Below are 15119 nucleotides of genomic sequence, written 5' to 3'. Positions count from 1 at the left end.
ATTTACTTTAACATTAAGAGCCGCTTTCCAAAGCGGTTTTTTCTATCTTTAACTGAATTAAAATAAATATGGATTTAGATACTTTGGTCGTTCGCTTCCAAAAAAAGGACATTCTGGCTTTTGAGAAACTCTACGATATGTATTGGGTAAATATATGTGGCGTTGTTCATACCATAGTAAAGGATAAAGGCTTGGCCGAAGAAATCACTCAAGATGTGTTTGCCAAAGTCTGGAACAACTCAGATAGCTACAATGCTTCCAAGGGTCGCTTTTTTACTTGGATTTTGAACATTGCCCGTAATGCCGCTATCGATAAAGTGCGCTCAAAATCCTTTAAAGACCAAAAAAAGAACCTATCCGCAGATTACTTCGTAGGTATTTTGAACAGAGCGGATAATACAGATGAAAGTAAAGCAGAAATAGATACCTCCGCCCTCAAAAAATTAGTGTTGAATTTAAAGGAAAAGTGTCTGGAAATTATAGAAATGCTATATTTTAAAGGGTATACCCAAACAGAAGCGTCCAAAGAACTAGATATTCCCTTAGGTACTGTTAAGACCAGAAATAGAAGTTGTATTTCTCAGTTACGGGAAAATGTTACATTAGAATGGAAGTAGACAAATACATAGCATCGGGAATTTTGGAACTTTACGTAGCGGGATCGCTCACGGAAGAGCAGAATGTGGAAGTATTTCAATATGCTCGTGAGTATCCAGAAATACGTGATGAGATTTTGGCTATAGAATCATCTATATTGGAATTAACAAAATCCGTTTCTCCAAAACTTTCCAAAAGAAAAGGATTTGATGACGTCAAAGTACGTATAGGAGAAAGAAAAGATCCTCAAGTTGTTCAGTTCCCTGAAGAGAAGTCTAATTGGAGTACTTATACAGGTTGGGCTGCAGCTATTTTATTGGGTATTGGTGTCGCGTGGTTCTATAATGAGAATAGCCAACTTAAGTCTAACATGAATGTAGTTGAGCAGGAGAAGCAAATTTTAGAACAGCAGATTTTTGAAGCTCGCGGTTCATTGGCGAACACTAATCAATTACTGAACAGTTTAAGGGATAAGGATGTAATCTTAACTCCACTAGGCGGCCAAGAAGTCTCCCCTACCTCATATGCAAAAGCGTATTGGAACAAAAAAGAAAACAAGGTTTATATAGATGCCCAAGGATTACCAGAACCACCGGATGGTATGGTCTACCAAGTATGGTCTCTTAAACTAGAACCTTTAACTCCAACAAGTATGGGGCTTTTGGATGACTTCGCCCAGGACGAAAACAAGATTTTCACTTTGGATAATCCAAATGAAACCGAAGCTTTTGGTATAACACTAGAACCAGCAGGTGGTAGTGAAGGACCCAACTTAGAGCAACTATATACTTTAGGTGCAGTTGCATCTTCGTAGATGCCAATAAGTAGAAACTGAAAGAGCTTTACATTACTGTAAAGCTCTTTTAGTTTTCACCCTCTAAGTATATATGTATGTAAAGTATAAAAACGATGACCGGACTTCTGACTTAGATAACTGTATAGACCTTTAGCGACTTCTTTTAAAATGTCTCTTTTATCGTAAAATAAAAATTTCCGCCCTCACTAGAGATGCCATAGTCTGCACGAATACGAACACCGTTCCATTTATAACTGAAGAAGAATGTTTTTTTGTTTTAAATGCGTAACAATTGAGTCTTGGTTAGCTATTTCTTTCTTCTGTGCCATGATAAAATGCATACAACAGCTTAGCACTATTAATGGCTAAATTTCATAAGTATGGGTCATTATTTCTTTTAGGATACTTTATGTTTTAATAAAGTAATTGATAATCGATTATGATGGGGTAATTTAGCTGCATACTTGAAGAACGGATATTTCATATGTATAAATTATTTGCAGTAAAGAAAACCATACTACTTATTTTTGGAGCCTTAAGCGTATTGGCCGCCTTATCTCTGGAGGACTTGAAGTTCTCTTTTGATTTTAGTCAATTTTTCCCCGAAGGAGATCCCGACCTTGTTTTTTATAATGATTTTATTGAAGAATTTGGTACAGACGACAATTTTCTACTAATTGCCGTAGAGAATAATCCAACCGTTTTCGAGCAAGATTTTCTTGAACGATTTGATGCACTTTCAAAAGAAGCCCGAAAGCTTTCTTTCGTTACCGAATCGCAATCACTAACGACTCTCTTTTACCCCTTAAAGACATCTTTTGGCTATACAAAATTGCCAATTATACATTTACAGGATACCACTAAATATACTTCGGACCTCAACAAAATAACAAAAGACAACTTATATGTAAATGCGTTAATAGATGAAAAGGCTAGCTCATTAGTATTAGCTCTAGAGACCGAGAATAAGTTAGATTATGAGCAGAGTATTATCCTATTAACGGAAGTGCGAGCCTTATTGAAAAAGTATGATTTTAAAAATCACCATCTACTAGGTCGTGTTTATTTCTATGAAGCGATAGTAGCTATGCAAAAACATGAGGTCATAGTTAGCAGTATTGCCTCTATCCTTCTGATTTTTATAGTTTTATTCTTAATATACCGTAGAATACTAATAGTATTAATCGCTCTTTTTTCTATTACAATAGCTCTTCTATTATTTTTAGGATTACTATCCGTACTGGAAATAGAACTAAATGCAATGGCAGCTTTCTATCCCATTCTCATGCTTATTGTTGGCACCTCTGATGTTATACATATTGTAGATGACTATCTAAATAAGCTCAAGACCGGGCTAACAAAAGAGAATGCACTAATGTCCGCTTTAAAAGAAGTAGGTACTTCTACCTTATTGACTTCCGCTACTACTGCAATTGGTTTTGCCTCTCTTTTAACTTCAAAATCAAGTAGTATAAGTGATTTTGGCATGAATGCCGCATTGGGCGTATTAACTGCTTTCATTACTGTTGTTTTCTTGACCAGTGCCCTTATATTACTCCCTAAGAAAGAACATTTATTACCAAAGAAAGAAGCTACTACCGGATGGCCAAAGCTTCTGGCGCGAATAAACGATTTTACAAAAAAAACACATCGTCCTATATTATACTTCAGCTTGCTATTTACCCTTGCCTGTATGTACGGAACCACCAAAATAGACACTAACTACCAGATTAAGGAGAGTCTACCCACAAACAGCCCTATCGCAACCGATTTTAAATACTTTCAAGAGAATTATTCCGGATTTAGGCCTTTGGAAGTTGCCGTTATGACGCAAGGCAATAGTAGAATATCCGATTTTAATGTGATACAACAAATAGAACTTATGGAGCAACAACTCAAAAGTGAGTCCCCTATACGAAATATACAATCTGTTTCTACTTTATACAAAGCTCTAAACAAGGCGCATAACCTGAATAAAACGGAATTTTTCTCCCTTCCGAATGATGCTAAGACCTTTGAAAAATATAAAGACGATATTAAAAATATGGCGGGTAAACAGTACGCTAAATTCGTAAATGAGAACGAAACAAAATCTCGTATTAGAGCACGAGTGTTAGATGTTGGGACAGATACACTAAACTTATTATATAAAAGGTTCGATAAATTTGCCGCAGCACAAACAGACTCCACACAAGTGAAATTTAAACTAACCGGTAGTGGCGTACTACTGGACAAAAATTCCTTTTATATTCAAGAAAGCCTTGTAACCGGTCTTTTAGCAGGTTTATTAATGGTAGCTCTTATCATGGCTTTACTTTTTAAAAACTTTAAACTACTCCTGATCTCATTACTTCCCAACTTAGTCCCGCTTTTATTTGCCGGAGCTTTATTAGGTTACTTGAATATTCCGTTAGAATCTACCATCTCCGTTGTGTTCGCAATTGTTTTTGGTATTGCGGTAGATGATACCATTCATTTTTTGGGAAGGTATAAATTGTGCAGGGATAAAGGCTTGCACAAAGAGATTGCGCTAGAAATTACCTTTGCCGAGACCGGCAGAGCTCTTATTATTACTACCCTAACATTGTTCTTCGGGTTCTTGATATTATTATTCTCTGCTCACGCCCCTAGTGTAACCATAGGTTTACTAGTAAGTGTAACCCTCCTGACAGCTTTAGTACTAGATCTGCTTCTATTACCAGTGCTAATAAGAGCTTGGTTAAAATAACAGGAACCACATTTAAATATTACTTATATCTCATGAGAAGATTATAATAGGTAACAAATAAGTTTCACTATTGCAAGATGACAAGCACTAAACCCTAAAATTTGAACGGACTAATCCTCAGTTCTGAGCGTTTTTCTGAGTTCTTTACGAGCCGTAATAACTCTGTAAACTAAAATAGACATGAATGAAAGCCAAGCGAAGAAAAGAATGTACTCCATAACGAAATTGGTTTGGGGACTATTAGGTTAAATTTCATTTTTTCTACAGTAAATCTAACTACCATAGAATAGCATATGTGTCATTTGGAAGGTAAACATAATAATTACTTTTGTATTTTCCTACATCAAAGTTAAAAAAAACACAAATAATTTGTTTTTTAAAAATATCAGGGTAGCCAAACTCGCGTCTAGCCACCCTAATAAAACCACATAAAATTCAACCTAAATCATTATCAGACGGTTACACATAAGAGCTTAAACCAAAATTTCAAACTACAGATTGGAAATAGCGACTTCTGATGATGGTCCTAATTCGTAAATTGCCTCTGCTAGCTCTATTTTTATCTCTTTTGCCTTTTCAAACAGACCATTTGCGCTATAAATCTCAGCAGCATAGAGTAGTATACCCGGTTCAAATGTTTTTCCCTCAATATACTTTTGGACGATTTCTAGCGCCTTCTCTTTATCTCCTTTTTTGAAGTGGCTATATGCCAATAAACTATACGATTCTGGAGTGGGCCTATTACCCACTTCTTTTCTAGATAATTTTAACGCCTTATCAAACTGGTCTGTTCTGTCTAAATAAAGTGAAACGTTATAAGCGTTATACATATCTCCATACGCTGGATTTTGAACCATTTCAAAATAGGTGTCAAAATTGGAAAGGCTTTTTAAATCATCCCCCATAAAATCAGCGATTTCAGCCTTTAATAAATAATAGTCAGGTGCTTTGTAATTTTTAGTGACAGAATCAAGGATTCGCATAGCTTCCGCTGCTTTCTTTTCATAAGAAAAGACTATCCAAGCAATCCCTTTTTTTGCATAGGCATTCTCAGGATCTAGTTCCAAAGTCTTTAGATAATGCTTATAAGAATCTTCAATTCTTCCTGCATGTCCGTAATAATCAGCTAGATTAGTATATGCCCATAATCTTAATTCTTTATTTTTAGAATCCTCGGCCTTTAGTTTTGCCTTTTCCATAAAGCGAATGGTGGTATCCAAATCACCTTTATAATCATTCCATTTGGAAACTCGAATTAAATATGCAAAATCATTCATATTCTTTAAGCTGTCTAAATACTTTTGAGCAATATCATAGTTACCCAATTCCATATTCACATCAAACATAAGACCCAAAGTCTGGTCTATTCCACTCCGTATTGCACGAGCAGAATCTGCAAGTTGCGCAGCTTCCCTAAAACGATGTTGAGAGATATAATTTCTTGCCAAAGCCCTGTAGTAACCCGCTTCATCCATAGCAGCAATAGCTACCGCTTTCTTTAATACCTGTTCTGATTTTTTTAAATATTGTATATCACCAGTATTCTGAAAATAGCGATTGTACTCCCCTCCTACGATTCCAAAACTCATTAATTGAGAACTATCCGGTTTAATCTTTGAATTCCAGAGTTCAAAATATTTTGAAGTTGTCCGGGACGGATTTGAAACCAAGTATTTATTATAATCCCGAGCATCCGTTAACGAACTTTTAGGTTCTGTTTGGCATGAGAAAAGAAAAAGTAAAGTAATGCAAATGGTAAAATATTTCATCTTCTTTTATTTAGGTTTGGAAATTGGTTTTGAGTTAGAAAAAGAGAGGACGGAAACACCATCCTCCCCCCTCTTCTTTTTCAAAGACTTACATCTTACTCAGGAGCTCCCAAGTATGGAAATGTATTTGTAGGCTCTGCAGTAATAGATACTCCATCAGAAACCAATCTTGGGAATGTACCCACACCTTCAACTTCTTGACCGTTAAAACGTGTGCCGTCCCCACCTCCAAAAAGAAGGGTTAAGGAAACATCAATAACATCATCCTGCGGGGTTCTACCTGTAAGCCCTATTGCACCTTCAAAATTAGGAGCACCGGTACCTGGATTAAAATAGGTTGTGGGTAAATCCGGAGCTACTTCTAAAACATCATTTGCTAAAACAGTAGTCAAAACCTCTGCGCTAACAATATTGTCCGTAAACCCATCCTTTTCAGGACCGTTAAGGATATCGCCTAAAATATTTGGCTGATAGTTAACGTCATCTGGATTAAGACCTAATAATTCTGCATACACATCATGCAAACTTTCTAATCTATCTTCAAAATCTTTCTGATAAAATTCTGCTATAGTAGACGGCACCGCTTGGTTGTAAGGATCTTTAAAGTCAGGAATGCTCAATACCGTATTTATACCTGGTCTACCCATAAAATCTACCTGAGCGTAAGTACCTGAAAAATCTAGAGGCGTTACCATCATTTCACCACCGCCATCTTCACAGGGAGCGCAAGAAGTACCACCACAATCAACTCCAGTTTCCGTACCATTCATGATACCATCCGTACAACTGGTTTCTACCATTTCTAAAGCATCATCATCATCATCACAGGCAACAAACATAGTAGCTGCGCAAATTGAGAGTGCCATATATTTTAAAGTATATAATTTCATTATATTTTATTTTTAAGATTAGTTATTATTATTGTTTTCTATTGGTAGTTACCCAAGTCTTGTACACTTTTAAACCTAAAACATTCGTGCCAGTAGTTTCTCCCAAAATGCTATTGGGAATCTCTAATACCAGCGCCATAGTATTGGCTCCGTCAAAAGTATCTACAGCTTCGCCTGCGGGCAAGAAGCCTTCTGGTGCAGTACCACCAATTACCTTATTGAACTGTCCAAAATCAAAAAAGAAAGCATCTTGTCTTGGCCCGGCAAAAAGAGAAATACCATCCTCAGTAGTTGTAGTCAGAGCATTTTCCCCAGATATGGCAACTTGTCCTAACGGAGAATCTACCATTACTTCACTGATCTTACCTGTCTCTGCCGGAATTACTGGACCAAAGAAATACATGGTATCTTTTCTTGGAATGGCCTGTATTACCAAATCTTCAATTAAATCATTATTGGTGTCAATATTAATTTCGGTCAATACATTCTCATCAAACGTACCGTAAGCTAAATCTGGAAGCACATTTGTTTGTAGGTCTACAATAAACACGGTATTATCTGAATTGGAAGGCGATTCAAATCCGTAAAAATCAGCAATATCCGCTGTATTACCTGTAGTGCCTGGCGCATCAATATGATCTGCTGCCACTAAAACCGCACCAACTACAGCAAGGATTCCCATGCCGAATAAAAGTTTTGTCTTTTTCATTTTTAAGTTTTAAATGATTATTAATTCACCCCTACTTACGAGGTATTGATGGTAGGGTTTGGTTTTAAATGTTAAAACAATGTTAAAAGGAAATAACAGGCAAATCGTACAGCAGGTAGATATCCTTATTACAGCTATACAAGAATTAAAACCCTGATTATTAAGTATAAACCAATAAAAAACGATTAAAATCTCACTTTTATAAAAATTAGCCATATAGTAGAATTCTCCTGTAAATGAGGTTTTCGTTTGCTCATTTTAACGTAATTTGGCACTTTCAAAACTATAGTGACATGAACCCTTCGGCCTCTGGTTGGATTAATAAATTTGGTTCGCTTGTAGAAAAAGAGCAGGCCCTCTATACCGATTTCACTTCGCATTACCGCGATTTACGAAATACGGGGTTTGTATATGGTATGAATATGGAGATACCTGGTTTTATTTCTCCCGAATACAAGCTCTCCGAAGACGAGAAGGCAAAAATAAACTTGCTTCATGCCTTGTACGGCACATATACCTTGGAAACCAACGACAATGAATTTGAGACTTTCCTCGAAAAGATATTTGAATTCTATAAAGTTCTGGAAATAGCCCATTTCTCACTTTTAAGCAAAATTCTCACAGGTTCCAAAACATCCGCACAATTAGAAAAATTAATTGAAACCAGGGTTTCATTAGGTGACACTCTCCTTAACAAAACATTCAATAGTGTTATCACCAACTCCTTATTGTTTATAGATGTCCTGTTATTTAAGTGTTATTTGAGCGACCCGAAGGATATAAAAGCTCAAGCACAACTATTAGAATATTTAACCATAAACATTACTTACCACGCACTGAGTTCCAAAGAAAAGAATAAGAATGACGAACGCTTAGCTCTACTATTCGGCTCTTCCTTAACCTTTATAAAAAGTGATGCCCAAGATTTTGACGGTTCGTATCGCCAACAGCTGCTTGAAGACCGGTCCGAAATGGAAAACAGATATTTTCTAGATGTTGCATGTCTAGCGGTATGGGAAGATAAGTCTTTAGAATACCAAGAATCCGAATTCATTTTTGGCCTTGGAAAAGACCTAGGACTGAAGGAAGATTACATTAAAGATTCTCTTGAAAACGTTCAGGTTTTCTTCATGAAAAATTCCAGTACTATTCCATTTTTAAAAGACAATAATCTGGCGGTTCAGTTTTATGAGAACATGTCCAAAATGGTAAATAAACTAATTTTAAGGAATAGTAAGCGATTACAAAAAGAACTAGCCGAAAGCAAAGAATTAGTTTATCTGATTTCCAAATCTACCTTAAGAGACCTTACTCCGGAAGAAAAGAAAAAGGTGCAAAATCAGCTGATAGATATTTTTAAAAGCATCCCCTCTTTGGCAATTTTTATTCTTCCAGGAGGAGCCGTTTTACTACCTATTTTCATAAAATTGATTCCAAAATTACTCCCATCCTCTTTTGACGAAAACAGAATAGAAAAATAATGCTTTTTACTGCAAAAAAGGCAGTATAAGAAAAATCTATGATAGTGTTTAAAAAATTTTAAATCAATTAAATAGAGTATTTTACTCTAACCATAACTTAAAGTCTTTTACACGCTCTCTACTTACGATTATTTCTTGCTCATTAAAGTGATTTAACTTGATTTGAAGCCTAGAATTGGTATAAGAAACAATATCTTTTATATGATTGATGTTGATGTAAAATTTGCGACTCACCCTAAAGAAAGTTTGCGGTTCCAAGTCAGTTTCCAGATTTTCCAAAGTGGTATCCAAAAGGTAATTTCTGCCGTCTGAAGTTGCCGCATACGTTCCCTTGTTTTCACTATAGAAACTTTCCACTTCATCTGCATTTATAATTTTTAGATGCTGCCCGACTCTAGCGGTAAATCGTTTTTTATATTCCCGCTCCAACGGATTCACCAAAAGGTTTTTTATGTCATCAAAATTGAGCGTCATGTTTTGCTTCTCAGGCTTAAATGACCGATATTTATTTACCGCGGCTTCCAACTCTTCGTCATCAATCGGCTTTAATAAATAGTCAATACTATTCAATTTGAACGCCTGCAATGCATATTCATCAAAAGCCGTTGTAAAAATGATAGCACTTTTCACCTCTACGGTATCAAAAATTTCAAATGAGAGTCCGTCTGAAAGCTGAATATCCAAAAATATAAGGTCTGGGTGCGGGTTGCCTGAAAACCAAGCTACAGCCTCCTCTACGGAATGCAGCATTTCTGACACTTCCACACCTAAATTTGACAATAAACGCGCTAATCGCCTTGCTGAAGGCTTCTCGTCTTCTATAATAATGGTCTTCATAGTTGGATTGTTGGTTGATAAACTACAAGTATTTTTTCATATCAGTCTTGTCTGAATCCATATATTTCTGAATTTGACGCTCTTCCCAAGCTTTACTGAAGAAAGGACTGTAAGAAAACACTTTAGCCCCATGAAACAATACACCAATGCCCCAAAAAATAAATGTTGAAAAAGTGCCGAAATTAAAGAATGCCTCCGTGAAACTTTCACCATTGTTCATATTACCTACAACAGCACCCGTCATGACCATAATGTTCACTATTACAAAAACCGCTAAATGAATATAAAACCCTTTTAACCGCTCTATCCTTTTTTTAGCCCTCAACTGCTTACTTCTTCTATCTAATGACGATGTTTCCATTTCTATATTTTTATAATTACTTATGTTAAAATCAACTTATTCCCACCTGGTTCTTTGCTCATCCTCCTGCATGAATTGCTTTATCTTACGCTCTTCCCAGCCACGACCAAAAAACGGACTGACACCAAATGTTTTTATCGCACCAACAACAACACCTATGCCCCAACCAAATGCTGCCCACAGAAACCAAGCATATGCAAAACCATTTGTGTAATAATTAATAGCCGCCAAGAAACTTATAGTTACTATATAGGCGATAAGCCCGTTATAGAATTTTTTCTCGTTCTCAACTCTTTCTTTTGCTCTAAGGTATTTACTTTCTCTTTCCATAGTAATTGTTATTTTGTTGGTTATTGACTACAGGGTCAAATTTCGCTAAAAGTGATTGTCTTTCTAAATGTTACTTTCTGAATTGTACTATTTTACGACTGAATTGTAACTCTCAATTCAAACTACTAATTGATTTGAAAAAATTCGACTCAGAAATTTTCATCATCCATATATTCCTGCATCTTCTTTTCCTCCCATCGTCTTCCCCAAAGCGGATTTGTTCCAAAAGCCTCCATAGCGTGCATCAAAATACCAAAACCCCAACCTAAAATAGGAAATATCACCCAAGGGAAACTTGTGGTTCTGTAATTTAAGAAAGCAAGGCACGGTATTACAATACAGTACGCCAATAGATTGCCATAAAAACCTTTAATGGCTTCTACTTTCTCTTTCGCCTTTTTATAGCGCTTGTCCTCTATATATTCATGTTGTATTTCCATAGCTGATATTTGTTTTAAAAGTATAGGCAACCGAACACTAAAATCAGTAGCCGTTTTATCTATTTGAACTTTTCTATGGGTTAGAAGTGCGTAGCGCTCGCGAATATTATACAGTCCTACGCCACTACTTTTTTTGACCACTTGTTTTTCCTGTAGATTATTCACCACAACCAACTCACCTCCCTGTTCATAAACCTGTAGTTTTAAAGGTTTACTAGAAGTTACTACATTGTGTTTTACCGCATTTTCAATTAATAATTGAAGTGATAATGGAACTATTTTAGCCTCTGGGTCTGCACTCTTTTCTATGATATCGAAAACGATACTATCCTCAAAGCGCATTTTTAAAAGCCGCACATATGTTTTAGCAAATTGAAGCTCTTCATCAACAAGTACCAAATCTTTACTTTTTTGTTCAAGTACATACCTATAAACCTTTGATAATGAAGAAGTAAACTTCTGTGCTTGATATGGGTCTTCTTCAATAAGACTAGACAACACATTTAAACTGTTGAACAGAAAATGTGGATCCAATTGATTTTTTAAAGCATCGAATTTTGCTGATGCCGTATTGGCTATAATTTTTTGTTCTTTAACCTTATTTTCCTGCCGATATCTATAATAAAAGATAGCATAAAAAATTAATGAAACCCCTAGGGAAATAAAAACCGAACGTACGTAATTCTCTACCGTATGAACACCCATAACCTCTTCAAAAGGTATATCATAAAGGGTTGTAGCAATAATAGATATCGCCACAAAAACACCCATACAAGTTATCACAACGTTGCCAAAGACAGCAAGAGCCATACGTTTAACCGTATATATGTTTCTTTCATATTTTTTCAAAAGAAAATAGAACCAAGACATGTTAACAAGGTACAGTATAATCGAAAACACAATGTTCGTAAAATACTCTCGCCAGATATCTTCATAAATCAATTCAAACCGCTGCTCATCTAAAAAATAACTATAGGTAATAAACCCAAAGAAGACCAAGTTACCAATGATAAAGCCCCACAAAAGCTCTTTTAAAATTTTATTACCTTCCATTTGTACTGTTTAAAATGTGCGGATTACTGCGCGTATTAACACAAAGATGCTATACAACACTTCATTTCTAAAATCAATACGACTCAATTGTAGATAAAATACTCCAAACTGTATTCTTCATGAACTAAAACGGAATACCGTAACTCTGTTTTATTGTTCCGATCACAAAAGTACTGTGTGCACTGCCAATATTATTTACTGCTCCTAATGTATTGATTACAAAATCTTGATAATGCTTCATATCGCGTACCAATACCTTTAGCCTAAAATCATAATCTCCAGATATATTGTAGCATTCCGTCACCTCTCTTACGGCACAAATATCTCTTACAAACTGGTTTCCGATGTCTTTTGTATGCTGCTTTAAGGTAATGTCACAAAAGACAATAAGCTCAAGCCCCATTTTTTCGGCATCCAACAGAGCGGAATACCCCTTAATATAACCTTCTTTCTCCAATTTCCGAACACGTTCATACACCGGTGTTGGTGAAAGATTAACTGTAGCTGCCAGTTCTTTTGTAGTAATATTCGAGTTTTTTTGAAGCTGTTTTAACAACTCTAAATCGGTCAAATCCAAATTTTCCATAGATAAATCGTCTTTAAAATGCCTATCACGAAGCACTAACTTTGTATTTACACCTTAAAAATACCTATTTACAGTTAAATACTCTTAATTATATTTCTAATTATGGATAAAATAACCTTTACAATAGCTTTGCATAGATATTAATTCAAAAATTACAGTATGAAAACTACCAACCTTGGCTATCCCAGAATTGGAAGTAAAAGAGAATTGAAAAGAGCCTTAGAACAATATTGGTCAGGCAAAGCCGACATAGATACGCTATTGAATACGGCTAAAACAATTCGTAAAGAGAATTGGCTATTACAGAAAGAACAAGGCATAGACCTTATTCCAAGTAATGATTTCTCCCTTTACGACCAAGTGTTAGACTTATCTACAACTTTGGGATGCATTCCTGAGCGTTACGCTGCCCTAGCTAACAACCCATCTTTCTCAAGCCACGATTTATATTTTGCCATGGCAAGAGGTATTCAACAAGACGGAGTAGATATTACTGCTATGGAAATGACCAAGTGGTTTGATACCAACTACCATTATATAGTTCCTGAATTTACTAAAAATCAGGTATTCACTGTTTTTTCTGACAAAATCATCAATGAATTTAAAGAAGCTTTAGAGCTAGGTATCAAAACCAAACCGGTATTAATAGGCCCTGTCTCTTACCTGTTATTAGGAAAAGAAAAAGAAGATGGTTTCCATAGAATAGAATTGCTAGAACGACTGCTTCCAGCTTACGAAAACATCCTTCAGCAATTAGTAGATATTGATGCTGAACACATTCAGTTTGATGAGCCGTATCTAGCCCTCAACCTTACCGAAAAAGAACAGCGTGCCATACACCAGACTTACGCCTATTTCGCTGCGAAATTTCCGAATCTAAAAATTACGGTAGCCAATTATTTTGATTGTTTTGGAGATAATATTGAGACCGCCTTAAGCCTGCCCGTACATACGTTGCACTTAGATTTGGTACGTTGCTCTTCACAATTAGATGACATCATAGCGTCTAATAAACTAAATAGTTATATACATTTATCTTTAGGAGTAGTTGATGGTCGTAACATTTGGAAAAATAACTTTGAGCAGTCTTTAAAGCTGATTCAAAAAGCAATCGATTATGTGGGTTCTGAGCGTATTTTAATTGCACCTTCATGCTCCCTATTACACTCGCCATGTGATTTAGGCTTAGAAAATAACGAAGAGAACCTGAGCTCAGAAATTAAACAATGGTTAGCCTTTGCAAAACAAAAATTAGACGAAGTAGCTACTCTTAAAAAATTAGCCAGCAAAGAAGACCTTTCTACTAATTTAGAGAAACTCAGAAAGAATACAGAGGCACATACCAATAGAGTAACCTCAACCTTAATTCACGATCAAAAGGTAAAAGAACGTGTTGACGCACTTACTTCAAAAGACGACCAAAGACTACACATTTTTGCAACCCGTCAAAAACTTCAGAAAGAGGCATTGAACCTTCCATTATTCCCGACCACCACTATTGGCTCCTTTCCTCAGACCAAAGAGGTGAGAAGTTGGAGAGCAAATTTCAAAAAAGGGAATCTATCTGCAGACGACTACAATGTGCTTCTAGAGAAAGAAACCAAGGATACTATTGAATTTCAAGAGCGCACCGGTCTTGACGTACTTGTACATGGGGAGTTCGAAAGAAATGACATGGTTGAGTACTTTGGAGAGCAATTAAACGGATTCGTTTTTACCAGTTTTGGCTGGGTACAGAGTTATGGTAGTCGCTGTGTAAAGCCACCTATTATTTTTGGTGATGTTTCCAGAGAGGCACCTATGACGGTTAAATGGTCTTTTTTTGCACAATCATTGACCAAAAAGCCCGTAAAAGGTATGCTTACCGGCCCTGTAACTATTCTACAATGGTCTTATGTCAGAAATGACCAACCACGTTCTGAAACCTGCACACAGATTGCATTAGCCATAAGAGACGAAGTGGTAGACTTAGAAACAGCCGGATTACAGGTTATTCAAATTGATGAGCCTGCTATTCGCGAAGGACTCCCTTTACGGAAAGAAGAGTGGAACACCTATTTGAATTGGGCTATAAAAGCTTTTAGAATTTCAGCTAGTGGGGTTAAAGATGAAACGCAGATTCATACCCATATGTGCTACTCAGAGTTCAATGATATTATCTCGAACATAGCCGATATGGATGCCGATGTCATCACCATTGAATGTTCACGGTCTCAAATGGAACTTTTAGACGTTTTCGCGACGTTTAAATATCCCAACGAAATTGGACCTGGTGTTTATGATATTCACTCACCACGAGTTCCGGAAAGAGCCGAAATGGTCGCTTTGATGGAAAAAGCTGCAAAACAGATTCCAGTTAATCAACTTTGGATTAATCCTGATTGTGGTTTAAAGACCAGACATTGGCCAGAAACTCGTGAGGCACTTATAGAAATGGTAGCTGCTGCTAGAGAATGCCGTCAAAACCATGCTGTTTTAGCTTAATAAACTTCATACCCGTTTTAAAAAATGCATCCCACAATTCGTAGGATGCATTTTTTTA

The 15119-nt window shown here is 36.2% G+C and carries 13 protein-coding genes; 5 read left to right on the top strand and 8 right to left on the bottom strand.

The window, feature by feature from the left end; all coding sequences use genetic code 11:
* The first annotated feature begins 68 nt into the window (after positions 1-68).
* The 3 genes from KO521_RS04530 (at position 69) to KO521_RS04520 (ending at position 4121) form a co-directional block, all read left to right on the top strand.
* A complete protein-coding gene (locus KO521_RS04530; protein WP_215938725.1) occupies positions 69-617 on the top strand; it encodes an RNA polymerase sigma factor in 549 nt (182 codons plus the stop codon).
* Positions 608-1411 (top strand): anti-sigma factor, encoded by an 804-nt coding sequence (locus tag KO521_RS04525; RefSeq protein WP_215938724.1) that lies wholly within the window; start codon positions 608-610, stop codon positions 1409-1411. Before KO521_RS04530 ends, KO521_RS04525 begins: the two co-directional genes overlap by 10 nt.
* Positions 1412-1877: 466 nt before the next feature.
* Positions 1878-4121: an efflux RND transporter permease subunit gene (locus KO521_RS04520; RefSeq protein ID WP_215938723.1), complete on the top strand. Its 2244-nt coding sequence runs from the start codon at positions 1878-1880 to the stop codon at positions 4119-4121.
* Positions 4122-4612: 491 nt separating this feature from the next.
* Here KO521_RS04520 and KO521_RS04515 read toward each other — a convergent pair whose 3' ends face one another.
* The 3 genes from KO521_RS04515 to KO521_RS04505 all read right to left on the bottom strand — a co-directional run bounded on the left by KO521_RS04515 (position 4613) and on the right by KO521_RS04505 (position 7489).
* Complete coding sequence (locus KO521_RS04515) at positions 4613-5890, bottom strand: tetratricopeptide repeat protein (RefSeq protein WP_215938722.1); 1278 nt, start codon at positions 5888-5890, stop codon at positions 4613-4615.
* Between the two features lie 95 nt (positions 5891-5985).
* Positions 5986-6780 carry a DUF4331 family protein gene (locus KO521_RS04510; RefSeq protein ID WP_252729848.1) on the bottom strand — a complete coding sequence of 265 codons (795 nt, stop codon included), beginning with the start codon at positions 6778-6780 and terminating at the stop codon, positions 5986-5988.
* Positions 6781-6808: 28 nt separating this feature from the next.
* Entirely contained in the window at positions 6809-7489 is a 681-nt protein-coding gene (locus KO521_RS04505) for a DUF4331 family protein (protein WP_215938721.1), read from the bottom strand.
* Between the two features lie 293 nt (positions 7490-7782).
* On the opposite strand from KO521_RS04505, the gene KO521_RS04500 reads away from it, so the two are divergent.
* Positions 7783-8970 (top strand): LETM1-related biofilm-associated protein, encoded by a 1188-nt coding sequence (locus KO521_RS04500; protein ID WP_215938720.1) that lies wholly within the window; start codon positions 7783-7785, stop codon positions 8968-8970.
* An 81-nt stretch (positions 8971-9051) separates the two neighbouring features.
* Here KO521_RS04500 and KO521_RS04495 read toward each other — a convergent pair whose 3' ends face one another.
* From KO521_RS04495 to KO521_RS04475, 5 genes are all read right to left on the bottom strand, one after another.
* On the bottom strand, positions 9052-9807 hold the full coding sequence (locus tag KO521_RS04495; protein ID WP_215938719.1) for a LytR/AlgR family response regulator transcription factor: 756 nt from the start codon (positions 9805-9807) through the stop codon (positions 9052-9054).
* Between the two features lie 22 nt (positions 9808-9829).
* On the bottom strand, positions 9830-10168 hold the full coding sequence (locus KO521_RS04490) for a 2TM domain-containing protein (protein ID WP_215938718.1): 339 nt from the start codon (positions 10166-10168) through the stop codon (positions 9830-9832).
* Between the two features lie 36 nt (positions 10169-10204).
* The gene (locus tag KO521_RS04485; RefSeq protein ID WP_215938717.1) at positions 10205-10498 is read right to left on the bottom strand and encodes a 2TM domain-containing protein; all 294 of its coding nucleotides are present in this window, start codon (positions 10496-10498) and stop codon (positions 10205-10207) included.
* 149 nt (positions 10499-10647) lie between these two features.
* Positions 10648-11991, bottom strand: a complete 1344-nt coding sequence (locus KO521_RS04480) for a 2TM domain-containing protein (protein WP_215938716.1) — start codon at positions 11989-11991, stop codon at positions 10648-10650.
* A gap of 124 nt (positions 11992-12115) precedes the next feature.
* The gene (locus KO521_RS04475; protein ID WP_215938715.1) at positions 12116-12577 is read right to left on the bottom strand and encodes an Lrp/AsnC family transcriptional regulator; all 462 of its coding nucleotides are present in this window, start codon (positions 12575-12577) and stop codon (positions 12116-12118) included.
* A 159-nt stretch (positions 12578-12736) separates the two neighbouring features.
* Between KO521_RS04475 and metE the strand changes: the two genes are divergently transcribed.
* Positions 12737-15061, top strand: coding sequence for a 5-methyltetrahydropteroyltriglutamate--homocysteine S-methyltransferase (metE, locus tag KO521_RS04470; RefSeq protein WP_215938714.1), 2325 nt, complete (start codon positions 12737-12739; stop codon positions 15059-15061).
* The last annotated feature ends 58 nt before the right edge of the window (positions 15062-15119 follow it).

The sequence above is a fragment of the Zobellia uliginosa genome (assembly GCF_018860745.1).
Lineage (GTDB): Bacteria > Bacteroidota > Bacteroidia > Flavobacteriales > Flavobacteriaceae > Zobellia > Zobellia uliginosa_B.
This window is presented reverse-complemented; position numbering and strand designations above follow the sequence as displayed.

Coding starts and splice junctions, on each gene's coding strand:
- KO521_RS04495 (WP_215938719.1), bottom strand. CDS start 9,807: ATGAAGACCATTATTATAGAAGACGAGAAGCCTTCAGCAAGGCGATTA.
- KO521_RS04490 (WP_215938718.1), bottom strand. CDS start 10,168: ATGGAAACATCGTCATTAGATAGAAGAAGTAAGCAGTTGAGGGCTAAA.
- KO521_RS04525 (WP_215938724.1), top strand. CDS start 608: ATGGAAGTAGACAAATACATAGCATCGGGAATTTTGGAACTTTACGTA.
- KO521_RS04530 (WP_215938725.1), top strand. CDS start 69: ATGGATTTAGATACTTTGGTCGTTCGCTTCCAAAAAAAGGACATTCTG.
- KO521_RS04485 (WP_215938717.1), bottom strand. CDS start 10,498: ATGGAAAGAGAAAGTAAATACCTTAGAGCAAAAGAAAGAGTTGAGAAC.
- KO521_RS04480 (WP_215938716.1), bottom strand. CDS start 11,991: ATGGAAGGTAATAAAATTTTAAAAGAGCTTTTGTGGGGCTTTATCATT.
- KO521_RS04500 (WP_215938720.1), top strand. CDS start 7,783: ATGAACCCTTCGGCCTCTGGTTGGATTAATAAATTTGGTTCGCTTGTA.
- metE (WP_215938714.1), top strand. CDS start 12,737: ATGAAAACTACCAACCTTGGCTATCCCAGAATTGGAAGTAAAAGAGAA.
- KO521_RS04520 (WP_215938723.1), top strand. CDS start 1,878: ATGTATAAATTATTTGCAGTAAAGAAAACCATACTACTTATTTTTGGA.
- KO521_RS04515 (WP_215938722.1), bottom strand. CDS start 5,890: ATGAAATATTTTACCATTTGCATTACTTTACTTTTTCTTTTCTCATGC.
- KO521_RS04475 (WP_215938715.1), bottom strand. CDS start 12,577: ATGGAAAATTTGGATTTGACCGATTTAGAGTTGTTAAAACAGCTTCAA.
- KO521_RS04510 (WP_252729848.1), bottom strand. CDS start 6,780: ATGAAATTATATACTTTAAAATATATGGCACTCTCAATTTGCGCAGCT.
- KO521_RS04505 (WP_215938721.1), bottom strand. CDS start 7,489: ATGAAAAAGACAAAACTTTTATTCGGCATGGGAATCCTTGCTGTAGTT.